At 54.3% G+C, this 21,019-nt stretch carries 24 protein-coding genes; 9 read left to right on the top strand and 15 right to left on the bottom strand.

Annotated elements, in window-relative coordinates; translation table 11 throughout:
• Nucleotides 1–61: 61 nt before the first annotated feature.
• The 5 genes from F3J30_RS12885 to F3J30_RS12865 are packed head-to-tail and all read right to left on the bottom strand — an operon-like array spanning nt 62 to nt 5,460.
• Nucleotides 62–1,039 (bottom strand): ABC transporter ATP-binding protein, encoded by a 978-nt coding sequence (locus F3J30_RS12885; RefSeq protein WP_166717497.1) that lies wholly within the window; start codon nt 1,037–1,039, stop codon nt 62–64.
• Nucleotides 1,036–2,013, bottom strand: a complete 978-nt coding sequence (locus tag F3J30_RS12880; protein ID WP_166717496.1) for an ABC transporter ATP-binding protein — start codon at nt 2,011–2,013, stop codon at nt 1,036–1,038. Before F3J30_RS12880 ends, F3J30_RS12885 begins: the two co-directional genes overlap by 4 nt.
• Nucleotides 2,006–2,851 carry an ABC transporter permease gene (locus tag F3J30_RS12875; RefSeq protein ID WP_014071734.1) on the bottom strand — a complete coding sequence of 282 codons (846 nt, stop codon included), beginning with the start codon at nt 2,849–2,851 and terminating at the stop codon, nt 2,006–2,008. Before F3J30_RS12875 ends, F3J30_RS12880 begins: the two co-directional genes overlap by 8 nt.
• A 5-nt stretch (nt 2,852–2,856) precedes the next feature.
• The gene (locus tag F3J30_RS12870; protein WP_166717495.1) at nt 2,857–3,810 is read right to left on the bottom strand and encodes an ABC transporter permease; all 954 of its coding nucleotides are present in this window, start codon (nt 3,808–3,810) and stop codon (nt 2,857–2,859) included.
• A gap of 60 nt (nt 3,811–3,870) precedes the next feature.
• Nucleotides 3,871–5,460 (bottom strand): ABC transporter substrate-binding protein, encoded by a 1,590-nt coding sequence (locus tag F3J30_RS12865; RefSeq protein WP_166717494.1) that lies wholly within the window; start codon nt 5,458–5,460, stop codon nt 3,871–3,873.
• Between the two features lie 245 nt (nt 5,461–5,705).
• On the opposite strand from F3J30_RS12865, the gene yghU reads away from it, so the two are divergent.
• Nucleotides 5,706–6,572, top strand: coding sequence for a glutathione-dependent disulfide-bond oxidoreductase (yghU, locus tag F3J30_RS12860; RefSeq protein WP_014071737.1), 867 nt, complete (start codon nt 5,706–5,708; stop codon nt 6,570–6,572).
• Between the two features lie 91 nt (nt 6,573–6,663).
• Here the strand turns inward: yghU and F3J30_RS12855 are convergent, their stop codons facing one another.
• Together F3J30_RS12855 and F3J30_RS12850 are read right to left on the bottom strand one after the other, a co-directional pair.
• Nucleotides 6,664–7,347 (bottom strand): molybdate ABC transporter substrate-binding protein, encoded by a 684-nt coding sequence (locus tag F3J30_RS12855; protein ID WP_166717493.1) that lies wholly within the window; start codon nt 7,345–7,347, stop codon nt 6,664–6,666.
• Complete coding sequence (locus tag F3J30_RS12850) at nt 7,347–8,399, bottom strand: ABC transporter substrate-binding protein (RefSeq protein WP_014071739.1); 1,053 nt, start codon at nt 8,397–8,399, stop codon at nt 7,347–7,349. Before F3J30_RS12850 ends, F3J30_RS12855 begins: the two co-directional genes overlap by 1 nt.
• Nucleotides 8,400–8,562: 163 nt before the next feature.
• On the opposite strand from F3J30_RS12850, the gene F3J30_RS12845 reads away from it, so the two are divergent.
• Entirely contained in the window at nt 8,563–8,895 is a 333-nt protein-coding gene (locus tag F3J30_RS12845) for a glycine zipper family protein (protein WP_166717492.1), read from the top strand.
• Between the two features lie 192 nt (nt 8,896–9,087).
• Entirely contained in the window at nt 9,088–9,414 is a 327-nt protein-coding gene (locus F3J30_RS12840) for a DNA-binding protein (RefSeq protein WP_166717491.1), read from the top strand.
• A gap of 35 nt (nt 9,415–9,449) precedes the next feature.
• On the opposite strand, the gene F3J30_RS12835 is transcribed toward F3J30_RS12840, so the two are convergent.
• Nucleotides 9,450–9,722 carry a hypothetical protein gene (locus F3J30_RS12835; protein ID WP_211053254.1) on the bottom strand — a complete coding sequence of 91 codons (273 nt, stop codon included), beginning with the start codon at nt 9,720–9,722 and terminating at the stop codon, nt 9,450–9,452.
• A gap of 177 nt (nt 9,723–9,899) precedes the next feature.
• Nucleotides 9,900–10,349 (bottom strand): hypothetical protein, encoded by a 450-nt coding sequence (locus tag F3J30_RS12830; protein ID WP_166717490.1) that lies wholly within the window; start codon nt 10,347–10,349, stop codon nt 9,900–9,902.
• A 540-nt stretch (nt 10,350–10,889) separates the two neighbouring features.
• On the opposite strand from F3J30_RS12830, the gene F3J30_RS12825 reads away from it, so the two are divergent.
• Complete coding sequence (locus F3J30_RS12825) at nt 10,890–11,873, top strand: sensor domain-containing diguanylate cyclase (protein ID WP_166717489.1); 984 nt, start codon at nt 10,890–10,892, stop codon at nt 11,871–11,873.
• Entirely contained in the window at nt 11,870–12,586 is a 717-nt protein-coding gene (gene fucR, locus F3J30_RS12820) for an L-fucose operon activator (protein ID WP_166717488.1), read from the top strand. The genes F3J30_RS12825 and fucR overlap by 4 nt, the downstream gene beginning before the upstream one ends.
• On the opposite strand, the gene F3J30_RS12815 is transcribed toward fucR, so the two are convergent.
• From F3J30_RS12815 to yghX, 3 genes are all read right to left on the bottom strand, one after another.
• A complete protein-coding gene (locus tag F3J30_RS12815; protein ID WP_014071745.1) occupies nt 12,568–12,855 on the bottom strand; it encodes a DUF2623 family protein in 288 nt (95 codons plus the stop codon). The genes fucR and F3J30_RS12815 overlap by 19 nt on opposite strands.
• Nucleotides 12,856–12,955: 100 nt before the next feature.
• On the bottom strand, nt 12,956–14,593 hold the full coding sequence (locus F3J30_RS12810) for a methyl-accepting chemotaxis protein (protein WP_166717487.1): 1,638 nt from the start codon (nt 14,591–14,593) through the stop codon (nt 12,956–12,958).
• A gap of 115 nt (nt 14,594–14,708) precedes the next feature.
• Nucleotides 14,709–15,596 carry a YghX family hydrolase gene (gene yghX, locus F3J30_RS12805; protein ID WP_166717486.1) on the bottom strand — a complete coding sequence of 296 codons (888 nt, stop codon included), beginning with the start codon at nt 15,594–15,596 and terminating at the stop codon, nt 14,709–14,711.
• An 82-nt stretch (nt 15,597–15,678) separates the two neighbouring features.
• Between yghX and F3J30_RS12800 the strand changes: the two genes are divergently transcribed.
• Nucleotides 15,679–16,719, top strand: a complete 1,041-nt coding sequence (locus F3J30_RS12800) for an aldo/keto reductase (RefSeq protein WP_166717485.1) — start codon at nt 15,679–15,681, stop codon at nt 16,717–16,719.
• An 84-nt stretch (nt 16,720–16,803) separates the two neighbouring features.
• On the top strand, nt 16,804–17,016 hold the full coding sequence (locus F3J30_RS12795; RefSeq protein WP_166717481.1) for a hypothetical protein: 213 nt from the start codon (nt 16,804–16,806) through the stop codon (nt 17,014–17,016).
• 138 nt (nt 17,017–17,154) lie between these two features.
• Here F3J30_RS12795 and F3J30_RS12790 read toward each other — a convergent pair whose 3' ends face one another.
• Together F3J30_RS12790 and F3J30_RS12785 are read right to left on the bottom strand one after the other, a co-directional pair.
• Nucleotides 17,155–17,643 (bottom strand): TIGR00645 family protein, encoded by a 489-nt coding sequence (locus F3J30_RS12790; protein WP_014071750.1) that lies wholly within the window; start codon nt 17,641–17,643, stop codon nt 17,155–17,157.
• 78 nt (nt 17,644–17,721) lie between these two features.
• Nucleotides 17,722–18,225 (bottom strand): RNA helicase, encoded by a 504-nt coding sequence (locus F3J30_RS12785; protein WP_166717484.1) that lies wholly within the window; start codon nt 18,223–18,225, stop codon nt 17,722–17,724.
• 103 nt (nt 18,226–18,328) lie between these two features.
• Here F3J30_RS12785 and F3J30_RS12780 point away from each other — a divergent pair, with 103 nt between their 5' ends.
• Complete coding sequence (locus tag F3J30_RS12780; RefSeq protein WP_014071752.1) at nt 18,329–18,733, top strand: hypothetical protein; 405 nt, start codon at nt 18,329–18,331, stop codon at nt 18,731–18,733.
• Nucleotides 18,726–19,181: a cytoplasmic protein gene (locus F3J30_RS12775; protein ID WP_166717483.1), complete on the top strand. Its 456-nt coding sequence runs from the start codon at nt 18,726–18,728 to the stop codon at nt 19,179–19,181. Before F3J30_RS12780 ends, F3J30_RS12775 begins: the two co-directional genes overlap by 8 nt.
• Here F3J30_RS12775 and F3J30_RS12770 read toward each other — a convergent pair.
• Nucleotides 19,178–20,629 (bottom strand): methyl-accepting chemotaxis protein, encoded by a 1,452-nt coding sequence (locus F3J30_RS12770; protein ID WP_166717482.1) that lies wholly within the window; start codon nt 20,627–20,629, stop codon nt 19,178–19,180. The genes F3J30_RS12775 and F3J30_RS12770 overlap by 4 nt on opposite strands.
• Nucleotides 20,630–21,019 lie beyond the last annotated feature (390 nt).

The following is a 21,019-nucleotide window of genomic DNA, read 5'->3' as shown; positions in this document are numbered from 1 at the left end:
TCAGTCCGTCTGTAATGCCGGGTGGTGGCTACGCCTTACCCGGCCTACAAAACATCATCTCTCACATCTTAAACAACCAACACGCCGTAAAATGCCCTGGCGCTATCTCCTGCATCGCAGGCTCCTGCGTCTGACAAACCGGCATGGCATGTGGACAGCGGCTGCAAAACTTACAGCCCGGCAACGCTGAGGTTGGCCCCGGAATTTCCCCGCGCAGAGTCGCTTCTTCAAGGTTGCGAATACGTGGGTCCGGCTGCGGCACCGCTGCCAGCAGCGCGCGCGTGTAAGGATGCGCCGGATGCAGATACAGCTCGTCTGCTGGCGCAACCTCCACCAGCTTGCCGAGATACATCACTCCGATACGGCTGGAGATATGGCGCACCATCGACAGGTCATGAGCGATAAACAGATAGGTCAGATCCAGCTCCTGCTGGAGATCCTGCAAAATGTTCACCACCTGCGCCTGCACTGACACGTCCAGCGCCGACAGCGGCTCGTCACACAGCACAAACTCCGGGCGCACGGACAACGCTCGCGCGATACTGATACGCTGACGCTGCCCGCCGCTGAACTCATGCGGGAACCGTTCAAGATGTTCCTTTTTAAGCCCGACCTTATACAACAGCGTTTCCGTTCGCTCCCGCTGCTCTTCCCGGCTATAGCCGTGGATCTGCATCGGCTCGGCCACCAGCTGTTGCACCGTCATACCGGGGTTAAGCGACGAATACGGGTCCTGAAAAATCGCCTGCATTCTTTTACGCAGCGGCTTCAGCGCTTTTTCGCGGGCGTGAGCTATCTCCTGCCCGGCAAAATGGATCTCACCCGATGTGATATCGAACAGGCGCAAAATGGCACGCCCGAGGGTCGATTTCCCGCAGCCAGATTCCCCGACCAGACCAAAGGTTTCACCGCGCTGAATATCAAAGCTCACCCCGTCAACCGCTTTCACCGCCACGCCTTTACGCAGCAGGCCAGCGTTAAGCTGATAATGTTTGCGCAGTTCCCGTACGCTCACTAAAGGCGAATGTTGTTCGCTCATGCCTGAATCTCCTTATCTGCCCATAACCAGCACGCGGCGCGATGGCCTTCTCCTGTGGTGTAAAACGCCGGCTGTCTTTCGCACTGGGGCATCCGTGTCGGACAACGTTCGGCAAACGGGCAGCCCTGAGGCGGGTTGAGCAAACCCGGCGGCGAGCCTTCAATAGGCGAAAGGCGATGATTCACCTCGTCCGGGCGCGGCAGCGAGGCCAGCAGCCCCCGGGTGTATGGATGTGCAGGACGATAGAAAATGTCCTCTACGCTTCCTTCTTCCATCACCAGCCCGCCGTACATCACCACCACGCGGCTGCACACCTGAGCCACTACGCCAAGATCGTGGGTGACCAGCAAAATGGCGGTCTGCGTTTTCTGTTGCAGGCTTTTCAGCAGACGCAGGATCTGCGCCTGAATGGTCACGTCCAGCGCGGTAGTGGGCTCGTCGGCAATCAACAGTTTCGGGTTGCAGGAGAGCGCGATAGCAATCATCACACGCTGGCGCATCCCGCCGCTGAACTCGTGCGGATATTGGTTGTAGCGGCGCTCAGGCTCGGCAATCCCGACCTGCTCCAGCATGGCAATGGCCGCAGCTTTTGCCGCTTTTTTTGCCATGCCTTTGTTGCGCACCAGGATCTCAGACATCTGCTTGCCGATGGTCAGCACCGGATTCAGGGCCGTCATCGGATCCTGGAAAATCATCGCAATGTCGTTGCCACGAATAGCGCGCAATTGCTCGGGGGTTTTCTGTGCCAGATCATCATTCTGAAAACGGATGCTGCCGCCAGTTATCCGCCCGTTACTGCCCAGAAGCTGAATGATCGACTTGCAGGTGACGCTTTTGCCGCAGCCGGACTCACCCACAATGCCGACAAGTTCCCCAGGCTGAACCTGAAAGCTCACGCCGCGCACGGCATGAACATCACCATCGCGCGTGTGAAAGGTGGTTTGCAGGTTATCGAGTTCTAATAAATTACTCATCGCGGTTCGCTCCCGGCTCAAAGGCGGTACGGAACACATCGCCCAGCACGTTAAAACTGAACACCGTCAGCAGGATCAAAATGCCGGGGAACATCGCAAGCCATGAGGCTTCACCAATGTACGACTGCGCATTGTTAAGCATACTGCCCCAGGACGCGGCAGGCGCCTGGACGCCAAGCCCGAGGAAGCTGAGCGTCGATTCCATCAAAATGGCCGACGCAATGTTAAGCGTGGCGGCCACAATAATGGTCGGCAGGACACCGGGAATAATATGGCGCACAATAATACGCAGCGGGTGTTCTCCTGATGCGCGGGCGTAGAGCACATACTCGCGCTCTTTCACCGACAAGGTTTCGGCACGCACCAGCCGCGACATGCTCATCCACGTCAGCAGGCTGATAATCAGGATGATGTTATCCACCCCGGGCTTGAGGTAGGCGTTCACCACCAGCAGCAGGAAGAAGGCCGGAATGGCCATCAGGATATCGACGGCGCGCATCATCAGGTTATCGAGCCAGCCGCCAAAATAGCCGCTTACCGTACCAACGACCGTGCCAATCAGCGTGGAAAATACCATCGCCAGAAAACCAACCATCAATGAAATCTGCCCGCCGTACAGCGCACGGGTGAAGTAGTCACGCCCGTATTCGTCGGTGCCAAACCAGTGCGCGGCATCCGGGGGTAAGGTGCGGGCACCCAGCGCCATCTGGTCGGGATCGTAAGGACTCAGCCCCGCGCACAGAGCCGCGATGACGAAAATAAACAGAACAAATAACGAAAACTGCGCCGGACGATTGCGGCGCAACTGGTGACGAACCTGTTGCCAGCGTCTGCTCATCCGGGTTACCTCAGTGTACGAATGCGGGGATCGGCGAAGCGATAAAGCAGATCCGCAATCAGGTTGCCGAGGATCAGCATCATCGAGGAGAGCATGATGATCGCCATGATCAGCGGGTAATCCAGCGAGGTGATCGACTGGATCCCAAGCAGGCCCATCCCCGGCCAGGAGAAGACACTTTCCGTCACATACGCGCCCACCACCAGTTCACCAAACGACAGGCCAAACAGGGTGATCACCGGCAGCAGCACATTTTTCAGCACATGACGGAACAGAATGCCGGAACGTGTCGCACCGTAGGCAAGCTGGGTTTGCACGTAGTCGGCAGAAAGCTGCGAAATGGTATTCGAACGGATGTAACGCACATACCTGGAGAGGTTGTAAAAGGTGAGCGCGATACACGGCAGCACGCCATGACGCAGTACATCCAGCCAGTTGTCGTCCATGCCGATGGTGCGCATTCCCATACTGGGGAACCAGTTCAGTTGCACGGCAAAAACGGTAATGAGAAGAATACCGAACCAGAAAATCGGCACCGAGATACCGATATAGGCGAATAAGTTCAGCACGTGATCCAGCCAGCGGTGCTTAAATGCTCCAGCCAGCAGCCCCAGCGGGATGGCCAGCACAATCGCCATCAGCAGCGAGGCCCCCATCAGCCCTAAGGTTGCCGGAATACGCTCGCCGATCATCTCCAGCACCGGGCGGTGGTAAATCAGCGAATATCCGAGATCGCCCTGGAAAACGTTCTTCAGCCACAGCACGTACTGCGTCACCAGGGGTTTATCCAGCCCCATACTCTGGCGGATACGCTCAATATCTTCCGGGGCCATGCGTGGCGTAATGTACGCCGCCACCGGATCGCCGGGTGCAAGCTTGACCAGCAAAAACGCCACCAGCGAAATAAAGAAAAGCATCGGCAGCAGTTGCAGCAGCCGACGCGTGAGTAATGTGTTCACGACATGCCCTTAAACGACTCACCCTACGAAAAACCCCGGTCAGGTGACCGGGGCAACTGCTTATTTTTGGTATATTTTTGACAGATCCTGGAACAGATAAACCGGCTTCGGTTCCGCATCCTGCGTGCCGCCGAAGCGTTTATCCACGGCAACGGTCGCGTTGGTGTAAGCAATCGGGTAGTAGGTCATGTCGTTTGCCACGGTCTGCTGAATTTGCTTGTAGATATCAGCACGTTTCGCGGCGTCGGTTTCCACTGCGCCTTTGTCCCACAGGGCATCAAACTGTGGATTTTTATAGTGGGCGTAGTTGTAGGCTTCGTTGCTCATAAACAGCGATTTGTAGCCGTCCGGCTCTGAACCCATGATGTAACCGCCCAGATTCAGCTCCCATGCGGTGTTGTTCATGTCGAGGCTACGCTGGGACATGGCGTTGGAGTCCAGCGGCATCAGTTCGACGTTCACCCCAATGCCCTTCAGCGCCTGCTGAATGTAGAGCGCCATACTCTCCTGGGTTTTGTTGGTGTTCACATATGCCAGATGCAGCTTCAGGTTTTCCGGCGCACCGGAAGCCTTGAGCAGATCTTTGGCTTTTTGCAGATCGAACTTGTACTGCTCGACGTCGTCAGTCTGATACAGCGTATCCGGCGTCAGGAACGAGGTTGCAGGCTTGGCGTAGTCCAGCGAAGTAAACGCGGTCTGGGTCAGCTCATCTTTGTTGATGGCATACGCGATGGCCTGACGCAGCTCTTTGCTTTTCATGACCGGCACGTTCTGGTTAAAGGTCATGTAAGCCAGGCGCCCTTCCGGGTAAACCACAAAGTCAAATTTCCCGGTGTTTTTCAGGCGGTTCACGTCCTGCGGGTCAACCATTTTGAGGTTGATTTCACCGTTTTGCAGCGCAAGGTTGGCGGAGTTGCTGTCTTTGGCAAAACGGTAGGTCACGGAATCGAGCTTCGCTTTACCGTTCCAGTAATCGTCAAAACGGGTCAGGGCGTAATACTGTCCGGCACGGTATTCTTTAAACTTGAACGGCCCGGAGCCTACTGGAGCATCGTTTTTGGTGCTTTTTTCCAGATCGCCTTCATTCGCGAACACGTGCTGCGGGATCGGGTAGATTTGCACCAGGGTGCCGGTAAAGGCTGCGCTCACCTGCGGTAAGGTGAACTTCACGGTGCGATCGTCGACCTTGCTCACTGCTACGGGTTTGTCGCCGTAGGTGAACATGCTGCGGAAGAAGCTGTGCTGTTTGGCATCCAGCAGTTTATTGAAGGTGAACACGACGTCGTCCGCCGTCAGCGGCTGACCGTCCTGCCATTTAAGATTCGGTTTTAAGGTCAGGGTGTAACTCAGATTATCGGCGGATGGCGTCAGGCTTTCAGCCAGGCCCCATTCAATTTTACCGTTGTTGAAGCTATACAGCGGAGCATAAAGCGCCTGCATGATGGTTAAGGTGGTACGGTCGCTGGCATAGAGTGGGTTAACCGCTAACGGGTCGCCGGAGGTAATACCGATAATCAGCGAGCCACCCTCTTTTGGCGCGTCGCTTTTCGCTGCTGGCGCATTTGCCGTCTCTTTATTTTTCGCATCATCACAGCCTGCCAGACCTAACGCGAGCGATACTACAACTGCGGATAACAGAAGCTTACGCATCTCACTAACTCCTTGCCTGATAAAGTATTTACTACTGATAATTTTCTTTATATGACAGCATCATATTCAGCTTTGCGGTAATACGCATTAACAATGAAAATGCGATTTTCGATTAAGCTTATAACGCTTTTGATATATATAAGCGCCAGAAGGAATAGCCGCGACTCTAATGCGCTCAGTTCGTTAAACCATTCACAAATCTCCTGCTACACTGCCTCAACACATCACTCAAAAGGCAGGCCAACATGTCAGACAACACTTACCAGCCACCGAAAGTGTGGGAATGGAAACAGAACAACGGCGGTGCATTCGCCAACATCAACCGTCCGGTATCGGGCGCAACCCATGAAAAAACGCTGCCCGTGGGCTCGCACCCGTTACAGCTTTACTCACTGGGCACACCGAACGGCCAGAAAGTCACTATCATGCTCGAAGAGCTGCTGGCGCTGGGCGTGACGGGCGCAGAGTATGATGCGTGGCTGATCCGCATCGGTGAGGGGGATCAGTTCTCCAGCGGCTTTGTGGACGTGAACCCGAACTCGAAAATACCGGCACTGCGTGACCACTCCACCACCCCGCCAACGCGCGTATTTGAATCCGGCAATATCCTGCTGTATCTCGCAGAGAAATTTGGCCACTTCCTGCCAAAAGATCCGGCGGGCCGGGTGGAAACCCTGAACTGGCTGTTCTGGTTACAAGGCTCAGCACCGTTCCTCGGCGGCGGTTTTGGCCACTTCTACAACTATGCGCCAGTGAAGATTGAGTACGCGATTGACCGCTTTACCATGGAGTCAAAACGCCTGCTCGACGTGCTGGACAAACAGCTGGCGCGAAGCCGCTATGTTGCGGGAGAAGAGTACACCATCGCCGATATGGCTATCTGGCCGTGGTTCGGCAACGTGGTGCTCGGGAACGTGTATAACGCCGCAGAATTCCTGGATGCGCAGCAGTACACCAACGTGCAGCGTTGGGCAAAAGATGTGGCGCACCGCCCGGCAGTGAAGCGCGGTCGTATGGTTAACCGCACCTTTGGTGAGCCGAGCGAGCAGCTGCATGAACGCCATGCGGCGAGCGACTTTGATACAAATACCGAGGATAAGCGTCAGGGGTGATGCCTTCGGTCTGATGCCCTCACCCTAACCCTCTCCCACAGGGAGAGGGAATCAAAAGTAGGCCGGGTAAGCGCAGCGCCACCCGGCTGAACTACGCCCCGAACCCTGCCTGTTGCAGGATCATTTTCGCCTCTGCTGACACCAGATAATCCGCGAGCGCTCTGCCCTTCAGCGTCATCACTGCACACGCATACTCCGCGCGCGGGTTAAACGGTGCGGGGATATCAATAACCGTCAGCCCGCTGATTTCTCGCAATTTTGCGGCATAGCTGGCATAGCCGATAAACACCTCCGCCTGGCCGCCATGAATGATCCACTCAGCCGCCAGTTTACCCGCCGGAATGGATGCGGAATGTCGCCCGCCCACCAGCGCTTTCGCCCGTGCTCTTACCCCATCACCTGCCTCGCCCATGCGGGTAAATAGCTCCTGGGTGTAATCTCCGGACGGATCGGCGCCTGCCGTCGAGGTCGCGATACGCACATCATCACGGGTAAGCAAAGAGAACCAGTCATCCCCGGAGCGCAGCACATCGCTGCGCACCGTCAGGCAAAGCTGATTGCTGGCAAAAGGCACCACCGATAACGCCTGCCCGGCCGCGAATAACGCCTGCGGATGGGCCAGATTTGCCGAAGCAAACAGGTCGCACGACTCACCGGTTTCAATACGTTCCCGTAACAGCCCGGCCGGGCCGAACTGGGTTTCCACCGGTTCAGGAAAATGCGCCATCAGGTTCTGCCACACCACCCGCAGGCTGCCCGCTGCCAGCACGTACATCAGTCGATCCCCTGATAACTGGTGCGATAAAAACGCTGATACCAGTCGTTTGCAACCTTGCGCATATCCACGTCTTTAAACTTCTCCGGGTAGAGCTTTTTCGCCATCCACAGCTCGCCAATGCCCATGGCTTCCGGCATCGGATAGCCCCAGGCTTTGGCGTAATCCGGCATCAGGTAAACACGCTGATTTTTCACCGCGTCGATGGTCTGCCACTGCGCACCGGTTTTGATCTCGTTCACCACGGACGGATAGCGATCCTGCACGAAGATCACCTGCGGGTTCCAGGCAATCACCTGTTCCATCGCCACGGTTTTAAAGCCCTGAATGGTTGCCGCTGCCACGTTAACCGCACCCGCATGCGCCATCATCAGGCCGGTGTATTTTCCGGAGCCGTAGGTGGTGAGTTCCGGGTTAGCCATGTAAGCGCGAACACGTTTTTCTGCCGGGATATCTTTCAGACGGTCGCTGACCATCTTGCGGCCATTGTCGGTCGCGGCAATCAGGGCTTTCGCTTCTGGCTGTTTATTGACTATCTCGCCAATCAGGGTGATCCCTTCGCGCAGGCCCAGATCGTAGGCCTGTTCTTCATCTGCCATCGTCGGGTTTAGTTTGGCTTTTTCACCGGCAGCATCGTGGCGCAGGGAAATGGCGACCACCGGAATACCCAGGCTGCTGATCTTGTCGATCATCTCCTGCGGCGCGTAGTTAGTGACGAACACCACCTGCGGCTTCAGCGCCACCAGTTTTTCCGGGTCGACGTGGGTGAGGTCGCCAAGCGCGGCTTTCTGATTCAGCTCTGGTGCCAGGCGCGCGTAGCCGTCGCCAAGTTGCTGTTTCCAGTTCGCCATCACGCCGACAATTTTGTCCGTGGCGTTCATTTGCACCAGCAGGTTCAGGGTCTGGTGCTGAAGCACAACCACACGATCAACTTCATCAGGAATAGTGACGGTACGGCCAATCTGGTCAGTTATCTGGCGGGATGCCTGGGATGATAACGGGAGTAAAATCAGTACGCTAAACGCGACTGCCTGCCAAAAGCGCTGTTTCATATAATCCTCACATTTTCGTTATGCAAAATATTATACAGCGATAGCGCATCAGAGTCGTGGTGTGCTTTGGGGGTAGGTAAACAAGCATTATTGGCCTATCGGCTATACAGACCGGCTGGCAGACTTCACGGCGATATGTGATTTACGACAACAAGGAACCGTCATGAAATACCTCAAAACATCCCTTCTTCTCAGCACCCTTATTATTTCAGCCTCCACCATGGCGATGGATAAAACCGCAGCCGGTGCGGTAGCAGGCGCTGCCATTGGTGCCGTTGCCGGCAAAGATGTGAAGTCTACTGTGGGCGGCGCCGTCGTCGGTGCAGGTACGGGGGCAATGTTCAAAAACGGCGATAAAGGAAAAGCCGCGCGCAAAGGCGGCGCAGTGGGTGCAGTCGTTGGCGCGGGCGCGGCGGCTGTAACCGGTAAGAGTGTACTGAAAGGGGCAGCCGTAGGGGCTGGCTCCGGCGCGCTGATTGGTGAAGCCACGCACTAAATACCTCGCCGGGCGGCACTACGCTTGCCCGGCCTACGCACATCCCTCATATGACCTGCCACTCTATTCCTTTTTTGCGATCAGCTTTCAGAAGTAACAACTTCATCCTGCCATTACGGTGTGAACAGTTGTCTGTCGTAGCCTGAAGGTTACAATAATGGCCTTGATTGCAGGATATAAGAGGTAATCGTAATGGCTAAATCAGTACTTCATGATGATGCAATGGTTCAACTCCTGAAAGATTCCCCGGATTTCGCACCGGTTTACCTTCATCAGGCGTTCATCGAAATTGACGAGCCTGGAGGCTATGAAGCATTTATGCTCGCATTACGCCATGTTATTGAAGCCTCTGGCGGAATGACCCTGATTGCAAAACGTGCTGGCATATCCCGCGAATCGCTTTACAAATCACTTTCTCCAAACGGTAACCCCTCTTTTAAGCGAATCGCAGAAGTGGCCTCCGCGACGGGATACCCGATCTCCCGAATTGCGTCTGCCGGGCCACGCGCAACAGCGTAAGAGGCGCACAGCGTACGCCCGAATAAATGCCGATATTAATGGTGATCATCATACTGATGTTCAATCACCATCCCTTCAGCCACACTCGCCACATGGCGTGCACGCGGGTGATAAACCGGCGCAGGTGCGGCATAGGTGGTGGGTGCAGGGGCTGGTGCCACGGTCACTGCCTCGGGGACCGTGGCCGATGACGGGACAATCACCACTTTATAACCGCTCGGCACATCCACGGTAACGCTTTGCGCCATGGCCGAATTGGTCATGGCTAACCCGGCCAGAGCGGCCAGTAAAATAAAGATATTCTTCATCGTAAATTATATTCCAGGTACAGTTCAGAAATAGAATTATGACGAGCCTTTCTTAAGACAATATTAATTTTCGCTCTTTGCAATGTGCAGAAAATGCCAAATTTATTGTTACATTAATAAATAGAAAAAATAGCACAGGCCGGGTAAGGCGCGGCCCCCCCGGCAACTGACGGCATTTTAATTAATCGCGATATTTCCTTCCAGCGTATTTATCCAGCGCGGCGCTTTCAGCGTATCGGCGAAATAACTCACCAGCTCACAGAGCAAACTTTCCATAACCGTAGCCATCTCTTGTGGCAATGCCCGGCTTATCAGCAGTTGGGTTAATACCTGACAATATTGTGCCAGCTGGTCACTTTCAGGCTCAAAAGCAGGCAGTCTCGACGGCAGATCGTCCACGGTGAAATGCGGGATTAAGTGCGCCGGAACAGGATCGTTCAGCGTGGGTTGCAGCAAAGCGAGACAGGCAGAAAGACGCCCGCAAAGCGCCAGTTTTTCGGTGATGTTATTGCATTCCACCAGAGAATAAGCGTACTGCTCGCAGTTATCCGCCAGCTCGGTGAAATCGGTGGTATTGGCAAAGGGGGTGGTAAATAACGCGTGTGCCTGGGTTGGGGTCGTAGCCATGATGGCAGCCTCCGATAAAGTTTTTAAAACCCACCGTTAGAGGTTCCAATCTCATGGCGGTGGACTGAGCGAGGTTGGAACTACCGGCTTTATCGGATACCGGCGCATCTTTCGATGCCCCCGCCAGCCCACCATTGAGGTGCAGCAAAGCGTACGACATAAAGCCTCTTATGTCGCCGATAAAGTCAGTCAGGGTTCCAATCCCGACGCCTGATTTTGCAGGCGCGGCAAAAAGATACTGCGATTAAGACGAGGCGACAAGGGGCATTCCCGGAAGCCGCCTCGCAAAACAGATCAATACTTTATGTCCCGTGCTTATTGCCGTCCGGCCTGTTTCATCTGTCGCTTGTCCTGCCGGCAATCATAATAAGGATTAATGAGATGAACGTAATGGCAGGAATAATCTCTGCGGAGATATCTCAACGGCACGTTAATCACTCTGCGTCGCACTTAACGCAAATCTCCCTCTTTTTTCAACATCATATTTACAAGCTCAGATAAACTGGCAAAAATCATTCTTATTTTCCGAAGAATCTTCGCATGTCAGAACAGGCGCTAAAACAACAGATCCAGAATCTGAAGAAGCACAACGCCCGGCTTGCAAGGCTGGCGCGTGACGCCCACAGCAAACTCAGCGCCGCTCTCGACGGCACGGGTCTGTGTCTGTGGCAGCTCGACGTGCCTACGGGAAAACTGATTATTTATAACCGGCGCTGGGGCTCAATGCTCGGTTATCAGCCAAAAGAGCTGAGCGCGCAGTTTGACGTCTGGCGCGAACATCTTCACCCGGAAGATAAACAACAGGTACTGGATGCGTTCTACGACCACCTGAACGGTAAAACGCCCTTCTACGAAGCACTGCACCGGATGCAGCATAAAAACGGCACCATTACCTGGGTGCTGGACCGGGGTCGCGTCAGCGAATGGGACGACGAGGGGAATCCCCTCAAGGTGACCGGCACCCACATCGACATGACCAAAGAGAAGCAGTACGAAGAACAGCTCGCACAGCTTGCCAACCACGACCCGCTCACCGGGCTTGCCAACCGCCATGCGCTTATCCAGCATTTTGCCGAACGAAAAGAAGCCGGCCCGCTGTGCGTGGCGTTTATCGATCTCGACGACTTTAAGACCGTGAACGACACGTTCGGCCACCGTAGCGGTGATGAACTCTTAATTCAGCTTAGCCAGCGCCTGCGCAAGAGTTGCCCGGAAGGCACGATCGTCGGCCGCCTCGGTGGAGATGAATTTGTGCTGCTGCTGCCCTTCCCGCTCTCCAGTTTACTGGTCAACAGCACGGCGCACAGTTGCCTGCGGGCAGCGCTGATGCCGTTCGAACTGGATAACGGCGAGGCGCGGGTAGGCGCATCAATCGGCATTGATGAGGTACAGGCGCAAGATGATTTTGTGGATGCACTCAGACGCGCGGATCAGTCGATGTACCAGATTAAACACACCGGGAAAAACGGCGTGGCGATTGGCACAACGCTTATCTCTATCTCACGCACCGGAACCGACGCATGAAGGAAAGCCGACAGCAAAGCATCGTTGAACTGCTGAGCAACAGCGACTGGCTCACCACCGACGCGCTGGCAGAGCATCTCGGCGTCAGCAAAGAGACCATCCGCCGCGATCTGAGCGGCCTGCAACAGCAGGGGAAGATCCTGCGCCAGCACGGACGGGCACGGCTGATCCACCCCGACAGTCGCGATAGCGGCGAGCCATTTGGCGCGCGGCTCAAAAGCCATTACGCCGATAAAGCCGATATTGCCCGGCACGCGCTGGAATACATCAGCGAAGGCATGACGATAGCGCTGGATGCCAGCTCAACCTGTTTTCATCTGGCGCGACAGCTACCCGACCTGGAGTTGACCGTTTTTACCAACAGTCTGCCCATCTGCCATGAAATGGCCCGCCGCGAGAAAATCACGCTGATCTGTTCTGGCGGAACGCTGGAGCGCAAGTACCGTTGTTACGTCAATCCGGCGCTGGTGACCCAGCTCAAGTCGCTTGAGATAGATCTGTTTATCTTTTCCTGCGAAGGCGTGGATGAACAGGGAATCATGTGGGACCCGGTTGCGCACAACGCCGCGTTTAAAGCCCAGCTGTTAAGCCGCGCCAGCCAGTCTTTGCTGTTGATCGACAAAAGTAAGTTTCAGCGTTCGAGCGAAGTGAAAATCGGCCAGCTTTCGCAGGTGACGCATGTCATTCAGGGCTGTCAGCCTTCCAGGCGATAACCCGCCATAAAATAGCGCAACGCAGTGCTGGAGTGGCTCTCTTTGAAGAAGTCCATCACCATGTCTCGCTCCAGCCCGTAACGACGGGTTAAAATCCCCGCCTCCCACGCGCTAAGCTGGCGATCGCCGGTTTTCTCAAACATCCGGTGCGAAAAGCCCAGTACAAACCCACGCTTATAGTCAGCACAGAAGTGCGCCACATTTTTCGCCGTGTCGGCCTGCGCCGCCCGCATCCCCGCCATCAGCCCTTTGCCAAAATGGTTTTCCATCGCTTCGCCCTCAATCGTTATATATTAAATTATATAGCGATATTTTGAGCGATAGCCAGAGATAATTAAGGCCGCACAAGGCGGCCTTTACAATGGGGATTTAGAACGAAACCCAATCGTCCGGCGTCGCCTCAGGTTTAGCACGTGCGGGAGTTTTGAGCGGGGTAGCAGCAGCCTGAGTTTGTGGCTCCTGGGCTGATAAACGGAATTTCTGCACCGAGCGTTGCAGATCTTCGGTCTGGCGCTCCAGCGCGGATGCCGCAGCGGAAACTTGTTCCACCAGCGAGGCGTTCTGCTGCGTTACGCCGTCCATCTGGCTGATGGCCACGCCAACCTGCGAGATACCTTTGCTCTGCTCTTCCGATGCAGACGCAATTTGCTTCATGATGGTGGTCACTTCGGTGACGGCACGCAGAATGGCTTCCATGGTTGTGCCGGTGTCGTTAACCAGCTGCGCGCCCTGCTCCACGCGGTTGACGGAATCAGCGATCAGCCCTTCGATCTCTTTTGCCGCATTGGCGCTGCGGCTTGCCAGGTTACGCACTTCTCCGGCGACAACCGCAAAACCACGTCCCTGCTCGCCTGCACGCGCGGCTTCTACCGCGGCGTTAAGCGCCAGAATGTTGGTCTGGAAAGCAATGCTGTTAATCACGTTGGTGATTTCAGCGATTTTCTTCGAGCTGTCGGAAATCCCGCTCATGGTGGTGACAACATCGTCCACCAGCGAGCCGCCACGGCTGGCCGTGGTTGAAGCCACATCCGCTAACTGGCTGGCCTGACGCGCGCTTTCGGCATTCAATTTCACCGTTGCGGTCAACTGCTCCATACTGGCTGCGGTCTCTTCCAGCGCGGCGGCCTGTTCTTCAGTACGGGAAGAGAGATCGTTGTTACCGCTGGAGATTTCCGTCGCGCCGCGCCAGATATTTTCACTTCCCGAGCGGATAGTACTTACGGCTTCGCGCAGGCTGTCCTGCATGGCGCTCAGCAGCGGAACCAGCTGCCCCACGCAGTTGCGGCCAAAAGGCTCAATCGGATGGCTGAGGTCGCCCTGCGCAATCTGGCGGAACTGCTGACGGATACGATCCAGCGGTTTGACCAGCATCGCCACCAGGTAGCGGTCGGTGAAGAGCAAGATCAGCAGGCCAATAATGGTGGCGGCAATAATCACAGTGCGGGTCATGGCGGTCAGACCATCAACCACCACACGGGTGGAGTCCAGACGGTCGCCCGCGGCTTTGTTAAAGCTTTCAGCGGCAGCACCGAACGCGCGACTCAGCGGCGGAGTGACGTTGTTCGCCTGCTGGCGATAGCCGTCCAGTTGCCCCTGTTGCGCCTGCTGCATTTGCGGTGCGACACCCTGGTCGAGCAGCGCCTGCCAGGAGCTGATCACCTGAGCGGAAACCTGCTCATCCATGGGGCCAGGAGAGATAGCTTTCATCTGCTCCAGCTTTTTGCTCATGTTGTCCAGCGCCTGCTGTGCAGAGGCCAGATCAGGGTTACCCCCGCTGGCTTTGACTTCCATCGCGCGGCTCAGGCGTGTAACAAAGCGGAAATACTGATCGTTGCCCTGGCTGAGCACGGTCATCTGCTGCACCAGCTGTCTGTCGACCTCGTTGCCATCAGACACCCGGGAGAGCGACCAGGTGCTGTACAGGCCAACGCCCGCCCACATTAAACAAAAGATCCCCAGTATCGTCAGCATGACGAAGCGGATCGTGAAATTACGAAGCATCTGCATAGAGTGTTCCTTGCCGTGAGGGTGAATTCGCCCAGAGGCGAGACTTACCCTCGTTATCGGCAGATGCTGCGGAAAATCTAACCTTTTATGATGAATTTTGGCGGCGTTTTTTTAATCAATTCAGGTACTTTTCAAACCAGCTTAACGTTCTCTTCCAGGCAAGCTCCGCTGCGGGTTCGTCGTATCTTGGGGTAGAATCGTTGTGAAATCCGTGGTTTACGCCCGGATAGATGTACGCCTCGTAAACCTTATTATTCAATTTAAGCGCTGCTTCATAGGTAGACCAGCCCTCATTAATATTTTTATCCAGCCCGGCATAATGCAGCAAAAGTGGCGCTTTTATTTTCGGAACATCGGCTGCGGCGGGCTGGCGTCCGTAAAACGGCACGGCACAATCCAGCTCCGGGTACGCCACTGCGGCGGCATTTGAAACACCTCCGCCGTAGCAAAATCCGGTGATCCCCACTTTGCCGCTGGCATCCGGGTGCTTTTTCATAAACTCAACGGCGGCAAAGAAGTCGTTCATCAACTTTGTCGGGTCGACCTTCTGCTGCAAAACTTTCCCTTCTTCGTCATTGCCTGGATAACCGCCCACCGAGCTTAAACCGTCTGGTGCCAGCGCGATGTACCCGGCTTTTGCCACGCGTCTTGCCACATCTTCGATATACGGATTAAGACCCCGGTTTTCATGGACCACCACCACGGCAGGCACTTTTCCGTGGGCTTTAGCCGGTTTCACCAGATAGCCGCGCACTTCGCCGTGGCCGTTTGGCGAGGGGTAGTGAATATATTCAGGCAGGATATCGGGATCGGTGAATTTGACCTGCTCGGCCAGCGCGTAGTTGGGCTTGAGCATATTGAACAGGGCCAGCGCCGTTACGCCCCCCACGGCGTAGCGAGCCGCGAGATTCAGGAACTCGCGTTTGTTGATTTTACCGTGGGCGTAGTAGTCGTAATAGTCGAGCAATTCTTGTGGAAAATCTTTGGCGGTCAGGCGCGTCATCGCATATCTCCATGAATTGTGATTTGATAAGCATAGAATGAAAACGTTGTTTCGAAAATTCATCGACAAGAAAGGAGACATCATGTCCTGGCACCCTTACTCCGGCCGCTATGAAAATATGCAGTACCGCTACTGCGGAAAAAGTGGCCTGCGCCTGCCTGCGCTGTCACTTGGGCTGTGGCACAGTTTTGGCCACGTTCAGGCGCTCGATTCCCAGCGCGCACTGTTGCGTAAAGCCTTCGACCTCGGCATTACCCATTTTGACCTTGCCAACAACTACGGCCCGCCCGCGGGCAGCGCCGAAGAGAATTTTGGCCGCCTGCTGCGCGAGGATTTTGCCGCGTACCGCGACGAGCTGATTATCTCGACCAAAGCGGGATACGACATGTGGCCTGGGCCGTACGGCTCGGGTGGGTCGCGCAAGTATCTGCTGGCCAGCCTCGACCAGAGCCTGAAACGCATGGGCGTGGAGTATGTTGATATTTTCTATTCCCACCGCGTAGATGAAAACACGCCGATGGAAGAGACGGCCTCTGCACTAGCGCAGGCGGTTCAGAGCGGTAAGGCGCTGTATGTGGGTATTTCTTCCTACTCAACAGAGCGTACGCAGAAAATGGCAGAACTGCTGCGCGAGTGGAAAATCCCGTTACTTATCCACCAGCCGTCCTACAACCTGCTCAACCGCTGGGTGGATAAAACCGGGCTGCTGGATACCCTGGCGAAAAACGGCACCGGCTGTATCGCCTTTACGCCGCTGGCGCAGGGGTTGCTGACGGGGAAATACCTGAACGGCATTCCTGATGGCTCGCGGATGCAGCGTGAAGGCAAGAAAGTGCGTGGTCTGACGGAAAAAATGCTGACGGAAGCTAACCTTAACAGCCTGCGATTGCTGAACGAGATGGCCCACGCCCGCGGGCAGTCAATGGCGCAAATGGCCCTGAGCTGGCTGCTGAAAGATGAACGCGTGACGTCGGTGCTGATTGGCGCAAGCCGCCCGGAACAGCTGGAAGAGAACGTCCAGGCGCTGAATAACCTGCGCTTTACGGACGATGAGCTGAAGCGGATTGACCAGCATGTTACGGATGGGGAGTTGAATCTGTGGCAGGCGTCGTCGGATAAATAGAGTAGTCTGAGGGGTTCCAAAGTGATTTTGGTCTTTGTGAAGCGATTTAAGACGTCATTAAAATAAAGGAGCTACAGCGGCGCCATGGTCCGGCTGAAAATCGCCGAAGCATTTACGGAAGGCCGGGGCGACGCGCATGGATGCGCGGCGAGGGCGGCTTTACAGGGACGTTTCATCCGCCCGTCCCTGATTAGCCTGGAGCAAACGCTGAGGGCATCGCGAAGCGACGATTTTCTTGCCGGGAGCCCGGGTCGCCAGGGTGGTGGCGGTGAGCCACCCTGGCACGTTCACGGGTAATGTGGTGACAGAGTAGCAGGGAACGTAAAGTGAACGGAATGACTACCCGAGCTGTCTGTTCCCCCTCACCCCAACCCTCTCCCGTAGGGAGAGGGAGCCGTACGTGCTCGTATCTTTTGTGGGGAACCCTGTCCAGATTTACTTCTTACTCAGCTTATCCAGATACCCCATCAAAAACGCCGATAACACGAACGTCAGGTGGATAATCACATACCACATCAGCTTGTTATCCGGGATATTCTTCGCGTCCATAAACACGCGCAGCAGGTGGATGGAAGAGATAGCCACAATCGAGGCGGCGACTTTGTTCTTCAGCGACGAGGCGTCCATTTTGCCCAGCCAGCTCAGTTTTTCTTTATGCTCGTCGATATCCAGCTGAGACACAAAGTTCTCATAGCCAGAAAACATCACCATTACCAGCAAACCGCCCACCAGCGTCATATCCACCAGTGACAGCAGCACCAGGATCAGATCGGATTCAGCAACGGAAAAAATGTTGGGTAAGACGTGAAAAATTTCCTGAAAAAACTTAATGCTCAGTGCGACCAGTGCCAGAGAAAGGCCGAAATAGACGGGTGCCAGTAACCAACGAGAGGCATACATTGCATTTTCAAAAAAGCGTTCCATAAAGTCCTTTGTGCAAAAAAATAAGCGCAGTATATCTTAACGGCGCTTACTCTTTGCAACAACTAACCAACAAAACACCTACACATCATCCGGGTTTACTTCAGGGCGTGCATATTCAGGCCATACCAGCACAACCAGCTCCGGGTAAGCTTCCAGGCTGAACTCACGAAAGCATTGACGCAAATTTAAAACATCCAGATCGGAATACGACACTTTCTCACCATTAAGACAACGCTTCTTGATATTGTCGTAATATTTATACACAGCGGAATTCAGGTCGCTGCAACGGCGCTGAGCTTCAAACAGCCCAGGCGTGTCATTAATTTGCGACATCTTCATGCGTTTTATTGTGGCATGAAGAAAGTCGATATATTCGTGGTTAACTCGCCAGTACCAAACCGGCGTCACAGAGTTCATCAAAACGGAAAAATGATCTTCCCCTTCCTCTTTGCTCATCAGTTCAGATTTAGGCGGTTCACTGGCGTCTTTTGACACTTTCGTTTTATTGAACTCTTGCATCAATAAAAGAACACCAGCGGTCAGTAATAGTAATGTGATGACCGTAAAAAAAATGCTGTTCATGGGTAGGCTCCATTTTTTTTGATTTTAAAATTGCCTCATGTTATTGTCAACGAATCTCACGCCTTTACCAACCCCACCTTTTTGAAATTAAAGGAAATTAAAAATGCTGCCCGACAATCTTGTCCCGGCTAAGTACCACATTGCGCCTGTGGAACAGCAACCGGTGAAAGCAGAAAAAGAGGCTAATTTCACTCAGGGGAAAAGAAAACTCTCCGATTTTGAAGCAGACATATTAATTGGTGTTTCCCGAACCGGGAAGTCTCGTAATATGTTGCTGGAAGAGCACGATCGTCATATAAAAGACCGGTTATTTCGCGTTGTTAAAATCGAAGCCTTTGTTCACCTTCTGGATGACTTGCAGGCCGAGGGCGAAATAGATGCCCAGTCACTAAGTCAAATAATGGTCGAAAAAACAAAAGAAATAAATGAAGCCGGCAACGAAATTTGGCTTAATTTAATTACCCGCGAAAAAACCAACCCTATTTTTTATACCCTGGGGGATGATTAACGTGAAAGGTATTGAAGAGAATAATGCTTATTTGACTTTAGATAACAAAAAAAGTGACGAGTTTATCTTAGAGCAAAATCTCGAAGCGTTGAGAAACACAAAAAATGAAGAAATGACGCGTATTACGCAAGACCTGGTTTCCATACCCGCCACGCTGGTGCGCCTGAAATGGCAGAACCGCCGTGAGATTTATGCGATCCAGGTTAAAGAAGAGATTTACGGCGCAGTGATTAATGCGCTGATTGAGCAGCGGCCAGAGCTCAAAGAGAAGATCCTCGGGCGTCTGGAAGCCAACTACCAGTACCTGCTAGCCAGAGAAACAGCCACCCTGCGCTTGACCCGTAAACTCTCCGACGGTGAATACCGCACGTCGAATGTCACCTATGTCGCGCTGAATGAAGACACGCTGGCATCCAGTACCAACGCGCCCACTGAACCACAAAGCTAATCAAATCTAAATACCGCTATCGCCTCTTTTAACTGTCCGGTCTGCTGCTGTTGCTGCTCAGCAACCTGTATCGTCTGCGCAACATGACGCACATTCTCCTGCACGCTGGCATCAATACTGGCAATACTGCCGTTCATTTGCGCGATGCTGGCTCGTTGATCTTCACTCATCTGCGAAAGTTCCTCCAGCAGCGAACGCAATCCCTCGATGCTCTCAATAATGGATTTCATCGTCTGTCCGGCGTGTTCAACGTGCTCTACACCCTGCTGTGTGGTTGTCTGGGAAGTGGTCAGCAACTGACGGATCTCTTTTGCCGCCTCTTCACTGCGCTGGGCCAACATGCGTACCTCAGAGGCCACCACGGCGAACCCTTTCCCGTGCTCCCCTGCTCTTGCCGCCTCGACAGAAGCATTGAGCGACAGAATATTCGTCTGGAATGCAATACCGTCAATCAGCTCAAGAATGGCGTAAATTCGCTGAGACTCTTCGCGGATCTGATCCATAGCCGCAACGGCCCGGCGAACGTTCTCCCCCCCCTGTTCTGCCACCTCACTGGCACTCAGCGCCATCTCCCTCACCTGAATGGCCTTCTGGCTGGTCTGGGTCGCCACGGTGCTGAGATGCTCCATTGCGCTGGCCGCCGTCGCAAGCGATGACGCCTGATGGTCGGTTCGCTCAGAGAGCGCGCTGTTACGCTGCCGCAATGTCCGGGAGGCCTCCAGCAGCTGCCCGATATTGGCGCTCACCTGCTCAAGCGTGGAACGCATTGTGCCGAGCGTCAGGCTGAAGGTGCGGGCGAAAGAGGAGTCGGCAGGTTCGCTATCCACCGCCAGTGTCAGATAGCCAGGTTCGCGGTTGATAACACCCGCCAGTCTCGCCACCTCGCTGGCCGAGCGGGCATCCTGCTCCATACGTACCGCCAGCAGGACAAGAATGGCCGTCTGTACCACCACAAACAGACCGTGGAAGACCACCATATGAAAACCGGTGTGCATAAAGACCACCACGCCGTACAACCCATTTTCCTGAAGATAATTAAACACCAGATGGTGCAGCGCGATAACCGCTGCGCCCATCACCAGCGGACGCCAGTCACGCCAGGCCAGCAGCGCCGAAAGCAGGACAAAAACAGAGAAGTGATATTCTGTCTCCCCTTCCCCCAGATGAATAAGCAGCGCGGAAAACGCCATCAGAACGAAGGCAAAGCTCAGGCGCAACAGTAGCGAACCGGGGAAAAGCATGGCCAGCAGGGTCGAGACACAGGTCAGCAGTGTGCTGACAATCGCCCCCTGCGCCATATTGTCGTTCATATATCCCACGCACAGTGAAACGCCCCACATGGCCCAGATAAGCACCAGCATTAAGCGGTCAGCACGTTGTCGTATTGCAGTTAAAGAGATGAGGTCGCGTTGAGGTGCGTGCGGGTGCAGCCATGTCGTCATCGCCATAGAGAGTCTCTTGCTGTGCAGGTGAAATAAGCCCTTCAAAAGAAGGTATTTTTTATTATCTGTTTTAAGCGTAGTGGGTATATTCCACGATGCCATTTCAGCAAAAAGATATATTCTAATAAGGCAGCCGAATACTGATATTTTCTTAACTATCAATAGATTATTAACTATGGCTTTATTGATAAATAAATATGAAGAGTGGGGATATACAGCAGAAAAAAGCTGGCTTTCGCCAGCTTAATGCCAGTCAGTTAAGCGATATTAAGCCACTCTGTTATTTTAGTGGCATCGTTCCGTTCACTCAGACTTTCCTGCTACCTGCATAATCCGCTGCGGTGAACGTGTTAAGGGGGCTATCGCGCCCCCTTAACAATCCCGTCTCCCGGCTAA

The organism is Enterobacter sp. Tr-810 (genome assembly GCF_011752765.1).
Lineage (GTDB): Bacteria > Pseudomonadota > Gammaproteobacteria > Enterobacterales > Enterobacteriaceae > Enterobacter > Enterobacter soli.
This window is presented reverse-complemented; position numbering and strand designations above follow the sequence as displayed.